The following is an 18,413-nucleotide window of genomic DNA, read 5'->3' as shown; positions in this document are numbered from 1 at the left end:
GATCAGCTTGATCAAACAGCAGAAAAGCAAGGAAAGCATCGTGATGCGGCGGCGTATGGCAGGCTGGAACGTGAACTTCCTAGCGGAAATCATAGGCCTGCCAACGACTTAGTATGCGTTAGCCGTGAAACACGGCGTGGCTTTACCTTGGTTGAATTGCTGGTTGTCATTGCCATTATTGGCGTATTGATCGCCCTCTTGCTGCCGGCGGTCCAGCAGGCACGTGAAGCAGCTCGTCGGATGTCGTGCACCAACAACATGAAACAGCTTGCGCTGGCCTTTCATAACTATCACGACACGTTTCAGAGGTTTCCCATGGCGACCAACTGCAACATCAATGCGTTAGACCCAGGCCACTCGAGCAATCGCCGCGTTTCCTTTTTCCATCTGATCATGCCCTTTATCGAGCAAACGGCGTATTACGACGAGATCATGCCTCGCATCGAGGCCGACACGTTTCCTGGCAGTTGGCCAGAAAGCGTCCGAAACATTGTGTTCGACGCTTTTGTTTGTCCCTCGGAACCCTTAGGCGACAAAGTCGAGCAGCAAGGTTTTCATGGGACCTATCTCGTCTGCAATGGATCAAGCCACACCGGCAGCGGCGCGCATCAGAGCGATGGTATCTTCTATCCGCGCAACAATACCGGCTTCGAGGACATCACCGACGGATCGTCCAACACGGCGATGTTGGGTGAAATTCGCCTTCAGGCCGACCATGCCACCGCCTCAGGGACAGGCAATGTCGTTTGTGGCAGCACCCATGACCTGCGGGGTCGATACCATAACCCCTATCACGGCAACATCTATTTCACGACCCTCCGAGCACCCAATACCGAGGTTGGTGACGTTCTGCAGTACTGCAATGGAACGGAAAACGCTCCGTGCCGTCAGTGCAGCAGTTCCAATATGGAAACGCACATACGAAGTTATCACCCAGGTGGTGGGCACATTGCTTTAGCCGATGGCTCCATTCGCTTCATCCCCGAGACGGTCAGTCAAACTGTCTTTCAAGCGATCGGTTCCCGCAACGGCAGTGAAGTCTTCCAAATGCCCTAGTGGTATCTGTTTCTGTCATCAGGCTGGGCCAACGGTTGTTCGTTGGCCTGGCGCTCTTTTCTACCCAAAATGCAAGAGAGTACTTAGCATGCGCGCTTCGATTATTGCCTTTCTCTGCATTACCTCAGGGATGTCTCTGTTGGGATGCACAACGTCTGAAGACAACCCCAAATACCCCGTGAAGGGAACGGTCACCTACGCAGGTGAACCCATTGAAGTCGGAACGATTGTGTTCGATCCTGTCAACGGCGAAGGCCCTTCGGCCATGGGAGGAATCGAGAACGGAAACATCCAGGCCGAGGTTACCGCTGGCGAGAAAATCGTGCGGGTCAGTGCCGTACGTACGTTAGAAAGGAAAGACCAGTACGGCGAACCGATCACCGAGTCGTACATCCCTGACAAATACAACGGGACGTCAAAACTTCACCAGACCGTGACTCGAGACGGGGCCAACGACTTCGTGATTGAACTTGAAAAGTGATTCAAGCGGCCAACAATCTACTAAGGCCTCGCCGGGCCATTCATGCTTTCGTGAAACTCGCTGCCCAGCGACAAGCTCGAGAACCTTTCGTGCCAGGACTGCACGTCGGTATGAACTTGTCGCATGGCGGCCTCTGAGCTTTCGGCCGTGGCCTCGAACCGCTGCGAATAGTCGGACTGACCAATCTTGATCGCGACGGTACAGTTAAAGCGATAAACACGTGGCGAATTGCCCCACGATTCTAGTCGATAGTAGTTCGCCCCGAGATTGTCCAGTTCGGTCTGAATGTCTTGCGTTCCCTGCGTGATCAACCCGGACGGCTGACGGCTAGGGGCCGTTAGGCGATCGCTGGGCAGCGGAAGATCTTGAATCGGGTTGCTAGGAGTAGTAGCAAACGCGGAAGCACGTTCTTCATGCGAGACAACCTCGGCAGGGACCTCGAATTGGGAAGGCCGAAACTCAGGCTCGCTCGACATCGTCGGCTGTTGGAATTCGGCCAGCTTCGTCACCGGCGCCAAGGTTGGGGCCGCCGCTGGTTGGTGTTGTGCAGGCGCTGTAAGGGGGAAGCTCGACAGACCGGTCGATGACTGCAACACCGGCAAGGAAGGAGATTCCGAGGCAGCTTGTTCTTCCGGCCAAATTCCTCGGATCGCTCCTTGAACCCCTTCAGGCATGATAGCAACGACCGGAAGGCCCACTAAAAACGTGAGAACAATCAGGGAGCGGATGGTTGTAAACTCTGAATTCACAAGTACTTCTTTCGCGTAGGTCCATCTACAGAAGCCCTCAATCCTAAACCACTCTGGCAATCTGGGAAATAGGGATTTAGAGCATCCCGGTTGCTTGCCACCGCGCATAAAAAAACCGGTCACCTGAATTCAGGTGACCGGCCTCCGGAACGGAGTCTTGTGCGAATCGTACTCTAATTAAAGTGGCACGACGATTCGCAGGGGGGGGAAGCTTAGGCGTCGTCGTCGCTATCCTTGTCTTTATTACGTTCAGGACGCTTGCCGTCACGATCTCCATCGCGAGGACCGCGAGGCCCACGTTCGCCGCCACGCGGACCACGAGCACCTTCAGGTCGGTCGCCGCCGCCTGGGCCGCGGAACTGAGGACGACCTTCAGGACGATCACCCTGAGGGCGATTCTTGTGCATTTCCTTCATCATTTCACGCTGCTCTTCGTTCAAGATCGACATGAACTTCTTCTTCATCTCTTCTTGCAAAGCGCGAAGGTCACGGCGTTGTTCTTCGGAAAGTTCCAGACGTTCCATCATGGCACCAGGCATCATCATCGGACCGCCAGGACCACCTGGGCCGCCAGACATTTCGCCGCGCGGGCCAGGTCGACCACCGTCACGTGGGCCACGGTCTCCGTCACGTCGTTCACCATCACGAGGACCACGCGGACCACGTTCGCCATCACGCGGAGGACCGGGTCGGTCGCCTTCGCCACGACGCATTTCAGGACGGTCGCCATCGCGAGGAGGACCAGGACGATCGCCACGACCTCGGCTGAAAGCCTTCGTCAGTTCTTCCTTGGTGGTGACACCATCTTTATCGGCATCGGCACGTTTTGCCATTTCGGCACCACGGCCTTCGCCTGCTTCTTCCTTGGTGATCTTGCCATCTTTGTCTTTATCAAGGGCATTCATCAGCCGCTCGACCAATTGTTCTGGGTTGAAATCGCGGGAGCCACGATCGCCTCCGCGACGTTCACCATCGCGAGGACCACGCGGGCCGCGTTCGCCGTCTTGGGCATTGGCCGTGCTGAAAGCTACGCCAACCATCAACAGCGAAAGCATAACGAGGGATTGTTTCCAAACGTTCTTCATAGTTCTGTTCACTCTTTGCAGTAATGGGGAGACAAGTTTGTGAGTAATTTTCAAATAAGCACCGCGCTGGTGACTTCGTACTTTACGAGTTACGCGGTGGTGGTCCTGGCCGGCGACCTCCCGGAGGTCGGCTAAAACGTCGTATCTCGCGTTCATCAGGAGTTGCCCCTAAAACGATATCAAACGATGCCGCTAATTCGTTCATCTTAGAGTCCGGAAGCGGCTTGAAATCGGTCATCAACAGCTCGCGTTTTTCAGGCTCTCGGACTTGCGAGAATACTCCGTCACGCTTGTTGCCGCCAAAGCCGCGAATCATCAGCTGAGTGGTTAACAACTCTTGGTCCCCTTGCTTCACCTTGATGTGAATGTGCGGCGCCGGTCGGCCGGGGTAGGGGACAGGTTTAATCGTGCGAAAGCGATATTCGCCTTTGCTTCCGGTAGTAAACCGACCAAAGCCTTGAAAGTTTCGGTCTTGTTGATCTTGTTTTTTGCTGCTGTCACGCGTGTGCAAATAGACCGCGTTGGCATCGCACTGCCAGATCTCGATGGTGGCGTCTTTCAGTGGACTACCGCTCTTATCGAAAATTCGACCTGTTAAGTGGGTAATCTGCCCCACCGCAGGTGTCGTGCTATCTTGGATGACGATCAGGTCGTTATCCTGATCCAACGGCAACTTATCGGGGTAAAACGGCCCTTCCGTTAAAAACGGCGTTGGTTTGAGCAGCTCCTCGGCAAACAGACCTGGCGTGGTAAAAAACGCCGATCCCATCAGCCCTAAAAAGGCCCGTCGACCACTACCAAAATGCGTGCTGCGATGCATGGAAATCTCTCCATCGGGACGAGAATCGAAGCGTAGAGAACGAGAGTTGCTCGTTCCCTACTACATTCAACCACTGAACCGGGCTGAAGTTTCGCTGGCTACGAGAAAAGCCGCTCCGCTAGGCGATGAAAGCTGCGCAAGCAAATTGCTGGAAGAGAACCAGGCAGTGATGTGGCCAGTCAGCTTTTAGGCAACCGCAGGCAACTGAGATGGTGTCGATAGAGCATCCCTTGGGCGTACGGATCGAGCCCTACCTAAGCGAATTTCGACAATGCCTAATGCTGGGCAATCAACCTCCTGGAAGTACCCCAGACCAAGACAATCACCAGCTAGACAGCGACAAAAAGAATCCGCCAGGTGGCGGTGAGAACCAAAATACCTGAGTGATCCATCCGACAGTTCTCTCATCTAAAACGCTCGTTGGGTACTGCGTCAATTTAATCGTTACCTCGAATTCCGCTAAGCTAGAGTTTAAACTGGTCACAAGCAAACGTACCGGCTTAGCAAAGGCAATTCAATCGTGACGAAACTAACTCGACGCCAATTCACCACTACCACCGCTGCTGCTGTCGCCTCCCTGGCCGCCAACGTGCATGCGGCACCGCCAGCCGCGGGTTCTAAAATTAAGATTGGGCAGATTGGGACTTCCCATTCGCATGCCGCAGGAAAGATGCAAGCCATTCGGTCACTGCCGGATATGTACGAAGTGGTGGGCCTGGCCGACGTCGATATCGACCTGGCAAACAAAGCCGTGCAGCGGAAGCCGTACGAGGGACTTTCGGTGATGTCGATCGAGCAGTTGCTTAACACGCCGGGCCTGCAAGCAGTGGCGGTAGAGACCCACGTGCAGCAGCTTGTCCCGACGGCCAAACAATGCATCGATGCGGGCATGCATATTCATCTCGACAAACCGGCCGGCGAGTCGCTTTCGGCATTCGCTGAACTATGCGCCGCGGCCGACGAAAAGCAGCGAACGATTCAAATGGGTTACATGCTGCGGTACAACCCCGCGTTCGAGCTTCTCTTTCAAGCAGCACACGAAGGTTGGTTGGGCGAGATCTACGAGGTCGATGCCATGATGGGCAAGCTGGCCTCACCGGCACTACGACGAGACCTTGCCCAGTATGAAGGGGGCGGCATGTTCGAGTTGGCCTGCCACTTAATCGATGCGGTCGTAACCATCTTGGGCAAGCCAGATGAAGTGATCGCGCTGACCAAGCGAACCCAAGCGCCGCAAGATACCTTCGCGGATAACCAGTTGGCCGTGCTCGATTACCCTAAAGCCACGGCCACAGTCCGCTGCAACCACCTCGACCCGTTCGGCTTCCCCCGCCGTCGCTTCCAAGTCGCCGGATCGGGCGGAGCGATCGAGATCAAACCCCTCGAGTCTGGTGAAGTCGACCTGTCGCTGACCCAAGCTCACGGCCAATTCAAAAAGGGAACGCAGCATCTCAGCTTGAAGCGTACCGGAGGTCGATACGACGGCGAATTCACCGACCTGGCCAAGGTCATCCGTGGCGAGAAGCAACTGACCTGGGACCGCAAGCATGACTTGGCGGTGCACGAAACCGTACTGAGGGCCGCCGGCTTAACGGTAAACGTCGACCAGCCTTAACCTCTTCTTTATTTATACCGTAGAGAAGATTCGGTAACTTCTTGTCGAATTATTCTTTCATAATTCTTGAGCTGTTAAGTTGCCGTGAATACCCAGTAGCTTCACATAGTTTCCCTTGAAGCTTCGGCAGATGGGTTGATAAACTCGGCGACAACTGGATCGAACGCCACGTTCGATTCGTTTCTTACTTGCTACGTTGTCGTGCAATCGACGTTTGTTGCGAATCTTTAACCTGCCAAGAACTATGCCTACCCAAACCGTCCGAGCCCGCGGTTTCACCCTGGTGGAACTGCTCGTTGTCATTGCCATTATTGGTATTCTCATTGCGTTGCTATTGCCTGCGGTTCAGCAAGCACGTGAAGCCGCGCGACGAATGCAGTGCACCAACAACCTGAAGCAAATGGGTTTGGCACTCCACAATTACCACGACACCCACGGTGCACTGCCAGCTCGAAAAACCTTCAAGAGGTTGAGCGGTTTCATCGGCTTGCTGCCATTCATCGAACAGAAACCGATGTATGACCGTATCGCTGCCGGTGATCCGAGCAATGGAATTCCTGCGTTTGGCCCAGATGCCCTCGATCCTTGGGAAGGCTACAACGGCTTTCCGGAAATGATGCGTTGCCCTTCCGATCCGGGTGGCGATCTAACGGGGACAAACCCTGAGCGGTTAGTGAATTACGCGTTCAGCAAAGGGGATGACATGACTGAGACCAACGACGGTTCGGCGACAACCGCTCCCCTCTCGACGAAGTCTCGCGGCATGTTTAGCCATTTGCAATGGGTCCCGTTTTCTCATGTGACCGACGGCCTCAGCAATACGCTGGCCATGAGCGAACGCCTTCGTTCACCCTACACGAACTATACAAGCCAGGCACAAACGACCGATCATCGCCGCGCCATGGCTGCCCTGTCGGGTCTGCGTAGTAACCCATCGTTGGCGATGACGGTTTCGGACGGAAAGTACTTCATTGCCGGACAAGGGATCAACGCTCGATTCGGTTCGTGGGGAACACGCGGACACGTCCATTTCGTCGGCTTCAACACGGTTCTCGCCCCCAACACGCCCAATGCACGCGACGGGGAATATGGCGTGTTCGCACCTAGTAGCGAGCACCCAGGCGGCGTCAATGGCGTATTCGGTGATGGGTCGGTGCGTTTCATCGCCGATACGATCGATACCGGCGATACGACGGCGACTCGCAGCCACGGCTTCTCTGGTCCGAGCCCCTATGGCGTGTTCGGTTCGATGGGATCGATCTCCGGTGGCGAAGTCACGCAGTTCTAATCGTTGTTGCTAACGTATCCGTCTGAAATGAAAATTGTCGAAGGAACTTTAACGATGACGATTCACGCATGCTGCACGCCTCTTTTATTGGCCGGACTCGCGCTGGCAATGATGGGGTGTGCCAGTGAGAAGTCTAATTATCCGCCGACCGTGCCTGTCGAAGGGGAAGTCCTTTACGAAGGACAACCCTTAGAAGGAGCCATGATTATGCTTCTTCGTGACAACGGTAAAGGTGCCGTTGGCCGTACCGATGCCGCAGGGCACTTTCAATTGTCGACGTTCATCCCCAACGATGGCGCCCAGGTCGATCAGTACCAGGTACAAATCGTGAAGTATGCACAGCACGACAGCGAGCTTCCCGATGGCGTCACCCCGCCGCTCAAAAGCCTGATTCCTAAGCGCTACAGCAATGCCAAGTCCTCGGGACTAACGGCCTCGGTGACCGAAGATGGCGAAAACTTCTTTCGTTTCGAGCTCGAATAAGAGATAATCTTACGAATCGCTCCTCCCTCCGACCAACTACCTACCTGGCCTTATCGTATTAATGAACCACCCAATCTCCCAGCCATCTGGGCTGACCCGTCGTACGCTCCTGAAACAAACCCTTACCTTCTCGGCCATGTTCGGACTAAGCGAATCGCTCTTCGCTCAGTCCCCGACTTTGAAGCAGCTTCCTTTCGAGAAGATCAACTGCGAAGGAAACTACGACGGGCACCTGCAAGGTGTCTGTGCAGATGACGAGGCGAATCTCTACTGGTCATTCACCACGCAACTGGTCAAAACCAGCGCAGACGGAAAGACCCTCCAACGTATCGAAGTACCCACGCATCATGGCGACTTATGCCACCATGCTGGGAAAATCTATGTCGCGACTAATCTCGGCCAGTTCAATAAGCCAGCTGGTCAGGCCGATTCGTGGATTTACGTCTACGATGCCCAATCGCTAGAACTGCTTGCCAAGCATCCTGTCCAGGAAGCAGTGCATGGAGCCGGGGGCATGGAATATCGCGACGGAAGATTTTTCGTTGTCGGTGGATTGCCAGCCGATATCGAAGTGAACTATGTCTATGAATACAGCCCTGAGTTCAAGCTGCTTGATAAGCATGTCATTGAAAGCGGGCAGACCTACCTGGGCATTCAAACGGCCGCGTTTCACGACGGCCACTGGTGGTTCGGCTGCTATGGCAAACCGAACGAACTGCTACGAACGACCGCCGACTTCCAACAGCCTAAGCGGTTTCCCTATTTCGCATGCTATGGCATCGTCCCGCTGACTTCCGGCAAATTTCTGATCGCACGCGGTAAGAACGAATCCGCAGGCCAAATCGGATGGCTTGTGCCTGCCACCGCAGATGAAAAAGCCGGGATGAAGGATGTCAACTCGTAGCGCTCTGCCACGACCAAACTGTATTTACTCCAGTTCAAAGTCGATCACCGCTTCCTTCTGCTCGACGATGTGAACCAGCGGCGTGGTATCGATGTTGGAATACTTGGGCGGGATCAACGGTTTGGGAATCGTATAGCCTGGGTCGCCCGGTTCGAGGGTCGGGTCGACTTCCGAGTACCAGTTGATGATGACTTTGTTTTCTCCCGCAATCGCACGGATCTCGTAGCTACCATCGGCACCAATGGCTGTGTGGGCTGACGGCTGGGTTTCGTCCATCGGATTGAACAAGATGGTCCCGCCGGTCAGGTTCTTTCCCTGATAGCTCACTTTACCGCGGACGACCGACTCCTTTTCGTTGCCGCATCCAACGGCGGCAACAAGAGGAATCAGCAATGCAAGCGTGAAACCAAATTGTGTGAAACGAAGACAAGCTTCGTGAGTGCGAATAATCATGGCGATGTCCCCCGGACCTATGGATATCTGCTAGAGCGAATCGAAGAAGATGGTCGAGCTACGGAAGCGCGACCGGGTTTCCATCGGCCCGGTTGGCCAGGTTCTGCATCACGGTCCAGTTAACCGTTTGCGGAATGTAATGCACCGAGCCATCTCCGAAAAGAAAGTTCACACCGCGACCAGCATGCGAGCTGCCGAAGTTGGCATCGAGATCGCTCAACGAGGTGAGCAGGGGGGAACTCAGTGGAGACTTGAAGTTTCGTGTCGAGTGAAAACCCCAACGATAGGCAGGGCCATCCATGTTGATTAACGTCGATTCAGCTTCGGCGTCCGATCGTCGTTCGACTCGCTTCTCTCCGATTGCGATCGTGTTGGAAAGACCGTCGGTGACTTGTGCAAACTGCATCTTGGTGTACTGGCTGAACATGCCGTCGAACAGCTTCGGGTCAATTGTATTGCAGTGGCTGCCTTCTCCGCCGGAGGAAAACGCGTAGTCACCACGCGAACAGGTCTGCATATAATAGCTAGACGAAGGACCAGGCGTGGGGCTTCTGCGAGAAGGGCAGAACATCATATCCATCAGCGTCACGATCGCGTCGGCGTTACTGGCATGATCGACCGACTCATCAATGTTAAACAGCTCGAATGCGGCGCCTTGCTCGAAGAACGGCATCATCGGCACGAAGCCACTCATCCGGTCGTGCATCGCCGGCGTATTGGGACCGTAACCGCCTGCCGGCAGATTGCCGAACGTATCGTGAAAGTTGTGCAGCCCCAAACCAAACTGCTTCAGGTTATTGGTGCACTGCATTCGCCGGGCTGCTTCGCGAGCCTGCTGAACCGCTGGCAACAAGAGCGCTATGAGCACGCCGATGATCGCAATGACCACGAGTAATTCTACGAGCGTAAACGCGCGACGATAGGAACGTGCGGATATCATACGAGAAGCCCTTGAAGAGAATAGAAGATGGAGGGATGACGGCAAACAAGGTTTGAATGCTCGTCGCTGTGCATTATCCAAGGGCTACGACAACAACGGCAATCCGAAAACGCGTAGTAATGCTCCGATATTTTGTCAGCTTTCCTCGGCCCCACTCGTTCGAGAAAGTCCGAAGGCACCAAGATCCGCAAGGCCTCGCACGAACGCGGGTCGGACGCCTGGTACCCGCTTCACGCCCCGCGCACGCGAATCCCAAAAAATTTTCATTTGAGCACTATACATATGCTACACCAGGCTGATATACCTAAATCATGCCCAGGGGACGCTTCCCCGGCACCATGCCTATTTTCTTTTTAGGCATACGAAACCCGTACCCAATTCGCTGCTAGACAAGCAGCAAACCGTAGGGCCCGCGTGTCGCGGGTCGAACGTCTGGTACCCGCTTTGCGACCCGCGACACGCGGGCCCTACTAAACCCAACACCACTTAAGAGCACCATTATGTCCCATCACCACGCACAATCTGAAAAACACGAACCGAGCGCCTCCGCGCACGGTTCGCAGGCTGCCCTTAAAGAAGCCGCCTGGGAGGCCTACAACCAGCCCGAAAAGGCTAAGCACAAAGCACACTTATCCGGCGATAATCTGCCGAAGGTACGACCTCACGTCGTAGTCCAAGAGTTCGACCTTCTGTGCTGGATCGAACAGGTAAGTCGAACAAAGGAAAGCCATGCCCACGAAGACGTGAGCATGGCACCCGCCAATGTTAAACCGAACCAGTATCAAGCCAAAGAACGCGGCCCCCCAACCCAGGGTAGGGTGTGAGCAGAGACGCGAAGCGGAACGTATCGCACCAAATGCGGTCTCCACCCCGTGGCAACGCGAAGACGTTGTGCATGGTGCGATTCGCTGCGCTGCTCAGCACCCTACGGCAGAACTGGCCTCTCTTCTCTTGTCCTCTCCACCGGGTACAGGGGCCAGGGGACTAGAGCGCGGAGCCGTACCGAGGAACGCATGATACGGCTCATCACTACTGCTGGCTAAACGTCTGACCTCGCAGGCTGTCGCCTCCTCGGAAGTCGTTGGGCTCGTCCAAGCCGCCGGTAAGAAGCAGGCCGTCGATCTTGGCATGAGCTTTGGCAAGTTCACCCAATGCGTCGATGTACTGCAGGTTCGTATCGAAGTAGGTTCGCCGGACAATCAACACCTGAATAAATGAGAACTCACCAGCCGTGTAAGCTTGTTCGGCCAAGTCGAGCGTTTGCTTGGCCTTGGGTAAGATTTGACCTTCATATCGCTCGACGGCGACCAGGGCCGAGTCGTACTGCTTGGCAACGCCGGCTAAACGGGCCTTGAGCGACATTTCGATGCGCTTCACGTCATGCGTCGCTCGGCAGTACTCGCGATAGGCGGCCGAGACGTTGCCGCTGTTGTCGTTAAAGACTGGGATCGGGGCGCCTACAAAAAGATTGATCATCCCGCTGCCGGTGCTGTTGTCGTGTCCAGCTTCGATGGCGGCAATGATGTTAGGAATGTGTTGGACCTCTTGCCGGGTCATGTTCGAGCGAGCCTGGTGGACCCGGCTGGCACTGGCGTGCAGTTCAGGGCTGTTACCTAGCAAATCGCTGGTGATCGCATCCCACTCGAGGTTTCCTACCTGGGGATTTAGCTGGCCCAACAGTTGAGATCGCGCCATATCCGGCACACCGGCGGTGGCCGCCATCTCTTGCCAGGCCGCGTCCCAAGCAAACTGGGCTTGTTGACGAAGGACTTCGACTTCGTTCAACTCGATTTCAGCTTGAAGCTGATCCGATTGGGCCGCTTCGCCTGCTTTGAACTGCTGCTGGGCGACGGAAACGCCATGGGAAACGACTTGATGAAAGTCGTCGATCACATCAATCCGTTGCTGGGCAACCAACGCGTCGACAAAGGACAGACGAACATCGGTCAGCACGCGGTAACGCTGCGACTCGACATCCCATTTTTGCGCTTCGACGGCGTGACCAAGGACGTTGCGGTTAAGGTCTAACTTACCAGCGGTGACGAACTCGCGCTCGACAGTCACCACGTGTTGGTCGGTTCCCTGATCGGCTAACTGCATGGCCGAGTACCCAACAACCGGATTGGCCGAGAGACCTACCTGGTAGCGATAATCGGCGGCCGCTTGAGCTGAGGCCGAGCTTTGCCGAATCGTAGGGTTGTTTGCCAGGGCCAGGTCTTGCAGCTGCGATAACGTGAGTCCTTCCCCTTCAACCACCGGCAATGCCGGCAGCTTGGTCGCTTGAGCAACTTCCAACGCCGGCACATTCGCCGGGGCGAATTCGGGGGGAAGAATCTCGGTGGGTTCGAGCATCGGCGGCTCGATCACCGAGAACGGCTCTTGATAATCAACCAATTGAACCTTGGACTGCGGCTGAGCCTGAGAGATCGGTGCCGGGTTCAGCGGAATGATCTCTTCCGAATAAGTCGCCGGCTTTTCGTAAGGGAGTACACAGCCGGCAAAGGAAGGAACTGCCAAGAACAGGGACCATTGCCAAACGTTAAGCTTCCCGACCGCCATGTGATACCTTTGCTACTAGCAGTGCCAGCACCATCTCATTCCAAAGAACCGGCTTAAACCTTGTAATAGGAAGGTCGGCATGGGGTGGGTAACCTAATCAAGGAATGTTTCTGGCAAGCGAGGATCGGTAGGCAGGTTGCGTTAAGCTGTAACGATGCGATGTGGCAGCATCTATCGCAAAACGTCGTAGTCGATTTGAAGTAATCCCTGGCCGAACGTGTGCGAATGCTTCACTTTCAGCCGCGTGTCACGACCAATATGGGCAACCAATGGTAAGCCTTCGCCCAACAGTATGGGTTGGATGAAGACCTTGATTTCATCGATCGCACCGACGTGCAGAAACGACGCGGCCAGCTGACCGCCACCCACCAACCAGACATCCTTGCCCGGCTGCGAATGGATCCAGCGGACGAAATCGGACACCGGTTGGCGAACCACTTCCGCGTGCTGGCATTGCAGCAATTTGCGCGAGAAGACGAAGTTCCGCTTCTCGGCATAAGGGTAGGGACCAAAGGTCAGAACGTGTTCGTACGTGTTGCGGCCCTGGACGACCGTATCGATCGATTCAAGGAACGTCGAGAACCCGAAGTCCTCGGTTCCCTCGGCTTGAATGAGCCAATCAATGGCTCCATTGGGCCGCGCGATGAATCCATCCAGGCTGGCCGTAACGAAATAGATGATCTTTCTCACAGAATCTTTTCTCCTAAAGCGCTGTGTCTTACAGACGCATCGGAAACGTGTGCAGCGAATCCTTTGAACGCTCACTACGTTCGCTGAGAGAAACGGTTCGGCATGGCTGGATGATTGTTTATCGCATCGGCGGCGATGGATTCGAGGTGCTAGCCTTGGGCGTTGGGATCATGAGACGCATCGGGGCACTCTTTACCGAGGCAAGTTCCCAAGTTCCGTTGAACTGAGTGTCGCGTATTTTCATCGAGGGGGACTTGGCATCGACGATGGGGAAGATCGCCGGACCGAAATAGAGACCTAGATAATCGTCGAGTTGAGCGTGAAGCGGACTTGCGACGATGGCTCCTTCCGCTTTTCCAGTGGTCGGATTATGCAGCGTGAGATACTCCAGCGGTATTGCCGAAGTCAGCTGCGATGAAGTCGCGCCGATGACGAACTCCTGCTGCGTGAGAAACCGGTTCTTTTGGGAACGTTCGCGCTGCAACATGCGAACCGCTTTCACGAGTTCCAAACGCGTGTGATGTTTGAAACGATATTGAATTGCCTGGTAAGCGTGACTAGATAATTGGGACGTCAACAGCCAGGCTTCATTCATGTTCCAGAGCATCGGAAATGCGACACCAGGAGTGACAACAAATGGATCTGTGGTTGATTGAAAGGTTTGATTGATCTCGTTTTCGAGTCGATGGGTACAGTCGGGAATGTGCTCTTGGTAGATGATTCGTTCCGTTACCCGCTGATAGATGGCCGCAAAGTCGAGGCGTTCATCGGGGTGCTCGTGGAGCAGATTGTCAATCGAGCGTACGATCTCCTGGCTCGTGTTTCGCTTTAAGCTGCGGCGCAAACTGGCGTCGATATCGCCGACATCGGTCAGCATTTCGTCGTAGGCCTGGTCAGGTACCGGAGTGGTCTTTCCGAGCATGCCCTGAAAAACGAGATAGCGAAACTCTTCGATTTGGACAAAAGAAAACGAATCCTCAATACGACGATCGAGCGTCTGCGCGGCCATGACGCGTAACAGCTTTAGGTCGTTTAATGCGGAATCAACATCCCCTTGTTGAAGTTGGGCCAGCGCATGGACGGCCGTGAAACGTGCTACTTCTTCATCCCAGTGACGGTACTCGAGTCCCTCTTCAAGTACCTTGCTGCGTAGGTTCAGAAACGATGCTTCGTGACGCTTGGCATAATCCAGAACTTGTTGCGTGTGCGGAAAACTGGGCAGGAAGATTTTCAGCAGGTCGAAGTCGTTACGGCGTATAGTCGCGAGAACCGGTTGAGGTTGGTTCTTCATTTGACGATAGTCGTGCAAAATCCAATCAGGCGATTCGTCTTCCAGCAACGCCAGCAGTAGCGCGTCATGAACAATCGCTGCACCGTTTTGTTGGCGGGGAGCTACCTCTTCCTGCACGTCAAGAAAGGTCTCATGTTTGTCTCGAAATTGCGCGAGACGATCTTTGGCCCGAATGTCTGCCAGAAAGAAAAGCGTCGATACAACCGTCATTGCCAAAGGGCCGGCGACGATCAGTTTCCAGGTCGTCCAACTTCGAGCATTTCGCTGCCGGGCACCTTCGTCATTGGTTCGGGGGCACAAACCAACGATCGTTCCGGCAAGGACCCCCGTGATCATCCCGGCAACCGAAACGAGCAGCAATACTTCGTACGAAAACTCTAACATGCCGAAGATCGTCGTGGCGTCACGAAGCCGCATTCCAGAGTGATTCCCACTTTGATCGAGCGCGTTTACTCCAACGCACATTGGCAAAATGAAGCCGATAAACGCCAGCAAGACACCACCGATCAAATTCCAGCGGAGCTTCAACAAGAGCATCGCGACGCTGAAACCGACGATTGCCCAAGCACTCGTGATTAGACCAAGCAAGATGAGATAAGCGCTCATGGGGCGAGCTAGCAGGGGGTTTGGGGGTCGAGAAGAGCAGGCGTGTTGCGTTTGAATTTAAAGCAATTCGGCAATTCGGGCGAGTAAAATTTCCGTGACTTTGCACCTTTTACTCGCGATATCCTTGCTTATTTGAACTAGGGGCTTTGCGAAAGAACCCTTGATGGATTAAACCAGAAAAGTAGAGGCATCATTCGTGGTATTCCTTAAAAGGAGATACGTGATGGACGGTCTTCATGCATTAGGATGCAGCAGTGCAATCGCAGCCGCGAACGAGACGTTCGATTCAGAAATGAGTCGTCTGAAAAAGTCCCTAGTTCGCGCCACCTCGGCAGAAGAAGAAGCGGCGATCGAACAACAAATGCGCGAATGCGAATCGCGCCATCGCGACTTACTTACGTCGCTGCAGCGATCTCTTTATTAACGCGACGGTTTGGGTCGAGTTAACTCACATCGGGGCGGCTATCAGGCCGCCTTGCTTCGTTTCTGGTAAGGAATAGGCATCGCTACTTCCCCCAGACTCGCCAGGCCCAGTACCCGGTCATTACAACGGATGTAAACGCGTAGACACAGCAGATGCTGGTAGAAAGCATGGTTAAGACCATCGAATAACCTCACGGCATGATTGGGGGGAAGCGCGAATCGCGACGAGTTGGGGGACTCGCCGATGCTCCTTGGAGACAAGTTCACCCGGGTTAGGTGACAAGAATTTCTGCGAAGAAGGGCCTGTACCCGTCCTTTATTGACAAACTGGATCCACGCCTGCCACCGCTGGGGGATGGCCGCCATATTCGCCATAATCGTCACCTTCTGTCCGATAAGTGGCGGTTGCTGCGAGAGGAACTTCGAAATTTAGGCAACCTTTTCGTGTTACGAGCGAACTTTACCAAGAGAGCCAACCGGCTCCCTTCCTGTTAGCTTTCTTCGAGTGGTTTCATGTCTAGATTATTCACGTCCCTGTTTGTGTTGGTCTTCGTCGGTTTTGGCGTTGGCATCCTGGGCTATGGGATCTATCAACTTGACCAGGCCAGTCGAACCACCCAGTGGCCGTCTGTCCGCGGTGAAATCCTTGAATGCAAACTGCGCTCGCACACCAGCGACCATAAAGAGACGTGGGCCTGCTCGGTGAAGTACGCCTACGATGTCGATGGGCAGTTCTACGAAGGGGACCGCATCGCCTATGGCTATAGCGGCACGAACAACAAGAGCATGCATTCGAGTTTGCAGAAGAAGCTCAGTCGATCACGATACGTTTCCGTCCATTACAACCCGCAAAACCCAAGCGAAAGTAGCTTGGCGACCGGCATCCATCGCAGTGGCTACCTACCGGTGGTCTTTGGTGGTGCCTGGCTGGCGTTTTGTGGCGGGATCTTCTCGTTGATCTTCCTCGACAGTTCGGTCAAGAAACTACCAGAGCGTCTGGCACGAGTGAATCTCCGATCCCTGAGTTCCGTTCACTAAGAGAGAATCGATGTTAAAAGAAACGATCGTGGTACTGGTGATGGGCGGCTTGAATTTGATTGGACTTCTGATCGTTGGCTACGGCTTGCGAGACTTGATCAACGCTTGGCGAACCACCGCGTGGGAGAAAACTTCAGGGCGTCTGACCGAGGCCACCATTGAAGAGACCGTGCAAAAAAGCAGCAAGGCCAAGCGTCGTGTGTTTGAAGTCAAAGCGACCTACGATTACGACGTTGGCGGACGCCCTTTTCAGGGGAATAACATTACCCAAAGCTATATCGCAACCAGTGAACGGGACGAGCACGAGTCACTGCTTGACGCGTTGAGGTGCATACCAAGTTTGAACGTTTATTATGACCCTCTTCGTCCCGAGAAAAGCACGCTCATTCCCGGCATCGACGGAGGGGCGTTCAGCCGGTTGGCCATGGGTACGATGTGGCTGGCCGCTACGGTCGGAATTTCGGGTATGATCCTCCTGATTCAAGGGGGAGATCCCGAGTTGATCCGAAGTATCTCGATGGGCTAAGTCTACGAGATTCGCTTCGACGTATCGCCCCGATTGGCTCCTGAATTTCCCGCCTGAAAATCGCTTCGAGAGTTCGCCCGCAATGCTACAATAGATAGATGGTGGCGGAGGACAGTAGGTCGATGGAAGCGACCATCCGCTTCGGGATCTTACACCGGTCTATGCCGACCATTGGGTAAGGAAACAGGATCATGATTCGCAGCACACTTATTGCCCTGGACAATTCCCCCTCCAGCAAGATCGCTTTAGATATGGCGATCTCCTTCTGCCAGCGCTATGCGGCCAACAACGAAAATCGGATCGACTGTATCCATCTGTCAGGCGTCGCCGTGGTAGACATCCCCGGAATTAAAACGCCGACTAGTTTGCCCATCGGTGCCGGGGCCTACAAGAAGCATCGCGATGAAACGCTCATTTCCGAAGCGAAGGAACGTGCGGAAGAGATCTTGCGCACGTTTGAAGCGCGTTGCAACGAAGCCAAGATCCCTCACACTTCCATCCGTAGTGAAGGCCTGCCGTACGAACAGATCGAACATCATGCGTTACGTCACGACGTAATCTTGATCGGCAGAGACACGAATTTTCACTACGAAACCAGCGAGGATGTCGGGGCGACAGTCCGCAAACTGTTAGTCGACAATGCCCGACCTGTCATCGTTTATCCGCAGAAGCTGCCTGACAACCATCGAGTCGTCATCGCCTACGACGGCAGTGCCACCGCGGCGCATGCGCTGCAAATGTGGACCCTCTTAGAAATCAGAAGCCCGCAAACCGAGATTCACGTGGTGAGTATTTCCGACCAGGAATCGAAAGCCATGCCACGCCTGGAAGAAGCGGCTCAGTTCCTGAAGTTCCATGGACTCAGTGCCCAGTTGCATTACGTTCCGAAAGAACGTCGCGTCGTCGAAATGCTGGCAGAAAAGGTTCTGGAATTGAGTCCTCGAATGGTGGTTTTGGGGGCCTATGGCCGTGGTGGATTCAAGGAAACCTTGTTTGGTTCGTCCACCAACAAGATGCTGGAAACGGCCAATTGTCCGCTGTTTCTTTATAAGTAACTGATCGACAGATTCTCTTACGCATTGGATTTTACCGCATGAAACGTCAACTTGGTTTAGGTACCCGTCGCGGTCAAATTCCCACCGGAACCATCCTGATGATGGCCGGCGTCATGGATATTGTGATGGCCGCTGGTCTTTGGTTTTTCCTCGGGCAAGGGGACATGATGATGAGCCTTGTCTTCGCGATTATCGGGTTTTCAGGACTAGGATTGATCGGCTTTGGCTTCATGCAGAACATGAAATAGGCCAACCCGTTCACGCAGCATTGCTAAGAATCTCGTCAACGCCGTCGGCAGACACTAAACTAAGGGGATCGGGTCCTTGGAACCGGATCCCCTTTTTTACGAC

General features: G+C 54.4%; 20 protein-coding genes. 12 read left to right on the top strand and 8 right to left on the bottom strand.

Annotation, left to right across the window (positions count from 1 at the left end; translation table 11 throughout):
• The first annotated feature begins 63 nt into the window (after positions 1-63).
• Both HOV93_RS03300 and HOV93_RS03295 read left to right on the top strand, forming a co-directional pair.
• Entirely contained in the window at positions 64-1,056 is a 993-nt protein-coding gene (locus HOV93_RS03300) for a DUF1559 domain-containing protein (RefSeq protein WP_261358561.1), read from the top strand.
• Between the two features lie 88 nt (positions 1,057-1,144).
• Positions 1,145-1,537: a hypothetical protein gene (locus HOV93_RS03295; RefSeq protein WP_207395001.1), complete on the top strand. Its 393-nt coding sequence runs from the start codon at positions 1,145-1,147 to the stop codon at positions 1,535-1,537.
• Between the two features lie 20 nt (positions 1,538-1,557).
• On the opposite strand, the gene HOV93_RS03290 is transcribed toward HOV93_RS03295, so the two are convergent.
• The 3 genes from HOV93_RS03290 to HOV93_RS03280 all read right to left on the bottom strand — a co-directional run bounded on the left by HOV93_RS03290 (position 1,558) and on the right by HOV93_RS03280 (position 4,191).
• Entirely contained in the window at positions 1,558-2,286 is a 729-nt protein-coding gene (locus HOV93_RS03290; RefSeq protein WP_207395000.1) for a hypothetical protein, read from the bottom strand.
• A 212-nt stretch (positions 2,287-2,498) separates the two neighbouring features.
• Positions 2,499-3,371 (bottom strand): EF-hand domain-containing protein, encoded by an 873-nt coding sequence (locus HOV93_RS03285; protein ID WP_235989706.1) that lies wholly within the window; start codon positions 3,369-3,371, stop codon positions 2,499-2,501.
• A gap of 82 nt (positions 3,372-3,453) precedes the next feature.
• Positions 3,454-4,191, bottom strand: coding sequence for a dioxygenase family protein (locus HOV93_RS03280; RefSeq protein ID WP_207394998.1), 738 nt, complete (start codon positions 4,189-4,191; stop codon positions 3,454-3,456).
• Positions 4,192-4,711: 520 nt separating this feature from the next.
• Here HOV93_RS03280 and HOV93_RS03275 point away from each other — a divergent pair.
• From HOV93_RS03275 to HOV93_RS03260, 4 genes are all read left to right on the top strand, one after another.
• Positions 4,712-5,806, top strand: a complete 1,095-nt coding sequence (locus tag HOV93_RS03275) for a Gfo/Idh/MocA family protein (protein WP_207394997.1) — start codon at positions 4,712-4,714, stop codon at positions 5,804-5,806.
• Positions 5,807-6,050: 244 nt separating this feature from the next.
• Complete coding sequence (locus HOV93_RS03270; RefSeq protein WP_207394996.1) at positions 6,051-7,094, top strand: DUF1559 domain-containing protein; 1,044 nt, start codon at positions 6,051-6,053, stop codon at positions 7,092-7,094.
• A gap of 54 nt (positions 7,095-7,148) precedes the next feature.
• A complete protein-coding gene (locus HOV93_RS03265; protein WP_207394995.1) occupies positions 7,149-7,577 on the top strand; it encodes a hypothetical protein in 429 nt (142 codons plus the stop codon).
• Positions 7,578-7,638: 61 nt separating this feature from the next.
• On the top strand, positions 7,639-8,481 hold the full coding sequence (locus HOV93_RS03260; RefSeq protein ID WP_207394994.1) for a hypothetical protein: 843 nt from the start codon (positions 7,639-7,641) through the stop codon (positions 8,479-8,481).
• 24 nt (positions 8,482-8,505) lie between these two features.
• Here the strand turns inward: HOV93_RS03260 and HOV93_RS03255 are convergent, their stop codons facing one another.
• On the bottom strand, positions 8,506-8,934 hold the full coding sequence (locus HOV93_RS03255; protein WP_207394993.1) for a hypothetical protein: 429 nt from the start codon (positions 8,932-8,934) through the stop codon (positions 8,506-8,508).
• Positions 8,935-8,992: 58 nt separating this feature from the next.
• Positions 8,993-9,874, bottom strand: a complete 882-nt coding sequence (locus tag HOV93_RS03250; protein ID WP_207394992.1) for a DUF1559 family PulG-like putative transporter — start codon at positions 9,872-9,874, stop codon at positions 8,993-8,995.
• Between the two features lie 500 nt (positions 9,875-10,374).
• Between HOV93_RS03250 and HOV93_RS03245 the strand changes: the two genes are divergently transcribed.
• Positions 10,375-10,698: a hypothetical protein gene (locus HOV93_RS03245; protein WP_207394991.1), complete on the top strand. Its 324-nt coding sequence runs from the start codon at positions 10,375-10,377 to the stop codon at positions 10,696-10,698.
• Positions 10,699-10,903: 205 nt separating this feature from the next.
• On the opposite strand, the gene HOV93_RS03240 is transcribed toward HOV93_RS03245, so the two are convergent.
• The 3 genes from HOV93_RS03240 to HOV93_RS03230 form a co-directional block, all read right to left on the bottom strand.
• Complete coding sequence (locus tag HOV93_RS03240; protein ID WP_207394990.1) at positions 10,904-12,391, bottom strand: TolC family protein; 1,488 nt, start codon at positions 12,389-12,391, stop codon at positions 10,904-10,906.
• Between the two features lie 213 nt (positions 12,392-12,604).
• Complete coding sequence (locus HOV93_RS03235; protein WP_207394989.1) at positions 12,605-13,123, bottom strand: dihydrofolate reductase family protein; 519 nt, start codon at positions 13,121-13,123, stop codon at positions 12,605-12,607.
• Between the two features lie 118 nt (positions 13,124-13,241).
• Positions 13,242-15,020 (bottom strand): hypothetical protein, encoded by a 1,779-nt coding sequence (locus HOV93_RS03230; protein WP_207394988.1) that lies wholly within the window; start codon positions 15,018-15,020, stop codon positions 13,242-13,244.
• Between the two features lie 223 nt (positions 15,021-15,243).
• On the opposite strand from HOV93_RS03230, the gene HOV93_RS03225 reads away from it, so the two are divergent.
• The 5 genes from HOV93_RS03225 (at position 15,244) to HOV93_RS03205 (ending at position 18,310) form a co-directional block, all read left to right on the top strand.
• Positions 15,244-15,444 (top strand): hypothetical protein, encoded by a 201-nt coding sequence (locus HOV93_RS03225; protein ID WP_207394987.1) that lies wholly within the window; start codon positions 15,244-15,246, stop codon positions 15,442-15,444.
• 512 nt (positions 15,445-15,956) lie between these two features.
• Entirely contained in the window at positions 15,957-16,481 is a 525-nt protein-coding gene (locus HOV93_RS03220) for a DUF3592 domain-containing protein (protein ID WP_207394986.1), read from the top strand.
• A 10-nt stretch (positions 16,482-16,491) separates the two neighbouring features.
• Complete coding sequence (locus tag HOV93_RS03215; RefSeq protein ID WP_207394985.1) at positions 16,492-17,007, top strand: DUF3592 domain-containing protein; 516 nt, start codon at positions 16,492-16,494, stop codon at positions 17,005-17,007.
• Positions 17,008-17,198: 191 nt separating this feature from the next.
• Positions 17,199-18,062, top strand: a complete 864-nt coding sequence (locus HOV93_RS03210; RefSeq protein ID WP_207394984.1) for a universal stress protein — start codon at positions 17,199-17,201, stop codon at positions 18,060-18,062.
• A gap of 38 nt (positions 18,063-18,100) precedes the next feature.
• Positions 18,101-18,310: a hypothetical protein gene (locus tag HOV93_RS03205; RefSeq protein WP_207394983.1), complete on the top strand. Its 210-nt coding sequence runs from the start codon at positions 18,101-18,103 to the stop codon at positions 18,308-18,310.
• Positions 18,311-18,413 lie beyond the last annotated feature (103 nt).

The organism is Bremerella alba, assembly GCF_013618625.1.
GTDB lineage: Bacteria > Planctomycetota > Planctomycetia > Pirellulales > Pirellulaceae > Bremerella > Bremerella alba.
Note: the sequence above shows the minus strand (reverse complement) of the source record. Positions and strands in the feature narration are given on the sequence as shown.

What these genes read in the sequence shown, in the direction of transcription:
- HOV93_RS03295 (WP_207395001.1), top strand. Translation starts at nt 1,145, where the DNA reads ATGCGCGCTTCGATTATTGCCTTTCTCTGCATTACCTCAGGGATGTCT.
- HOV93_RS03285 (WP_235989706.1), bottom strand. Translation starts at nt 3,371, where the DNA reads ATGAAGAACGTTTGGAAACAATCCCTCGTTATGCTTTCGCTGTTGATG.
- HOV93_RS03280 (WP_207394998.1), bottom strand. Translation starts at nt 4,191, where the DNA reads ATGCATCGCAGCACGCATTTTGGTAGTGGTCGACGGGCCTTTTTAGGG.
- HOV93_RS03270 (WP_207394996.1), top strand. Translation starts at nt 6,051, where the DNA reads ATGCCTACCCAAACCGTCCGAGCCCGCGGTTTCACCCTGGTGGAACTG.
- HOV93_RS03265 (WP_207394995.1), top strand. Translation starts at nt 7,149, where the DNA reads ATGACGATTCACGCATGCTGCACGCCTCTTTTATTGGCCGGACTCGCG.
- HOV93_RS03260 (WP_207394994.1), top strand. Translation starts at nt 7,639, where the DNA reads ATGAACCACCCAATCTCCCAGCCATCTGGGCTGACCCGTCGTACGCTC.
- HOV93_RS03255 (WP_207394993.1), bottom strand. Translation starts at nt 8,934, where the DNA reads ATGATTATTCGCACTCACGAAGCTTGTCTTCGTTTCACACAATTTGGT.
- HOV93_RS03250 (WP_207394992.1), bottom strand. Translation starts at nt 9,874, where the DNA reads ATGATATCCGCACGTTCCTATCGTCGCGCGTTTACGCTCGTAGAATTA.
- HOV93_RS03245 (WP_207394991.1), top strand. Translation starts at nt 10,375, where the DNA reads ATGTCCCATCACCACGCACAATCTGAAAAACACGAACCGAGCGCCTCC.
- HOV93_RS03230 (WP_207394988.1), bottom strand. Translation starts at nt 15,020, where the DNA reads ATGAGCGCTTATCTCATCTTGCTTGGTCTAATCACGAGTGCTTGGGCA.
- HOV93_RS03225 (WP_207394987.1), top strand. Translation starts at nt 15,244, where the DNA reads ATGGACGGTCTTCATGCATTAGGATGCAGCAGTGCAATCGCAGCCGCG.
- HOV93_RS03220 (WP_207394986.1), top strand. Translation starts at nt 15,957, where the DNA reads ATGTCTAGATTATTCACGTCCCTGTTTGTGTTGGTCTTCGTCGGTTTT.
- HOV93_RS03215 (WP_207394985.1), top strand. Translation starts at nt 16,492, where the DNA reads ATGTTAAAAGAAACGATCGTGGTACTGGTGATGGGCGGCTTGAATTTG.
- HOV93_RS03210 (WP_207394984.1), top strand. Translation starts at nt 17,199, where the DNA reads ATGATTCGCAGCACACTTATTGCCCTGGACAATTCCCCCTCCAGCAAG.
- HOV93_RS03205 (WP_207394983.1), top strand. Translation starts at nt 18,101, where the DNA reads ATGAAACGTCAACTTGGTTTAGGTACCCGTCGCGGTCAAATTCCCACC.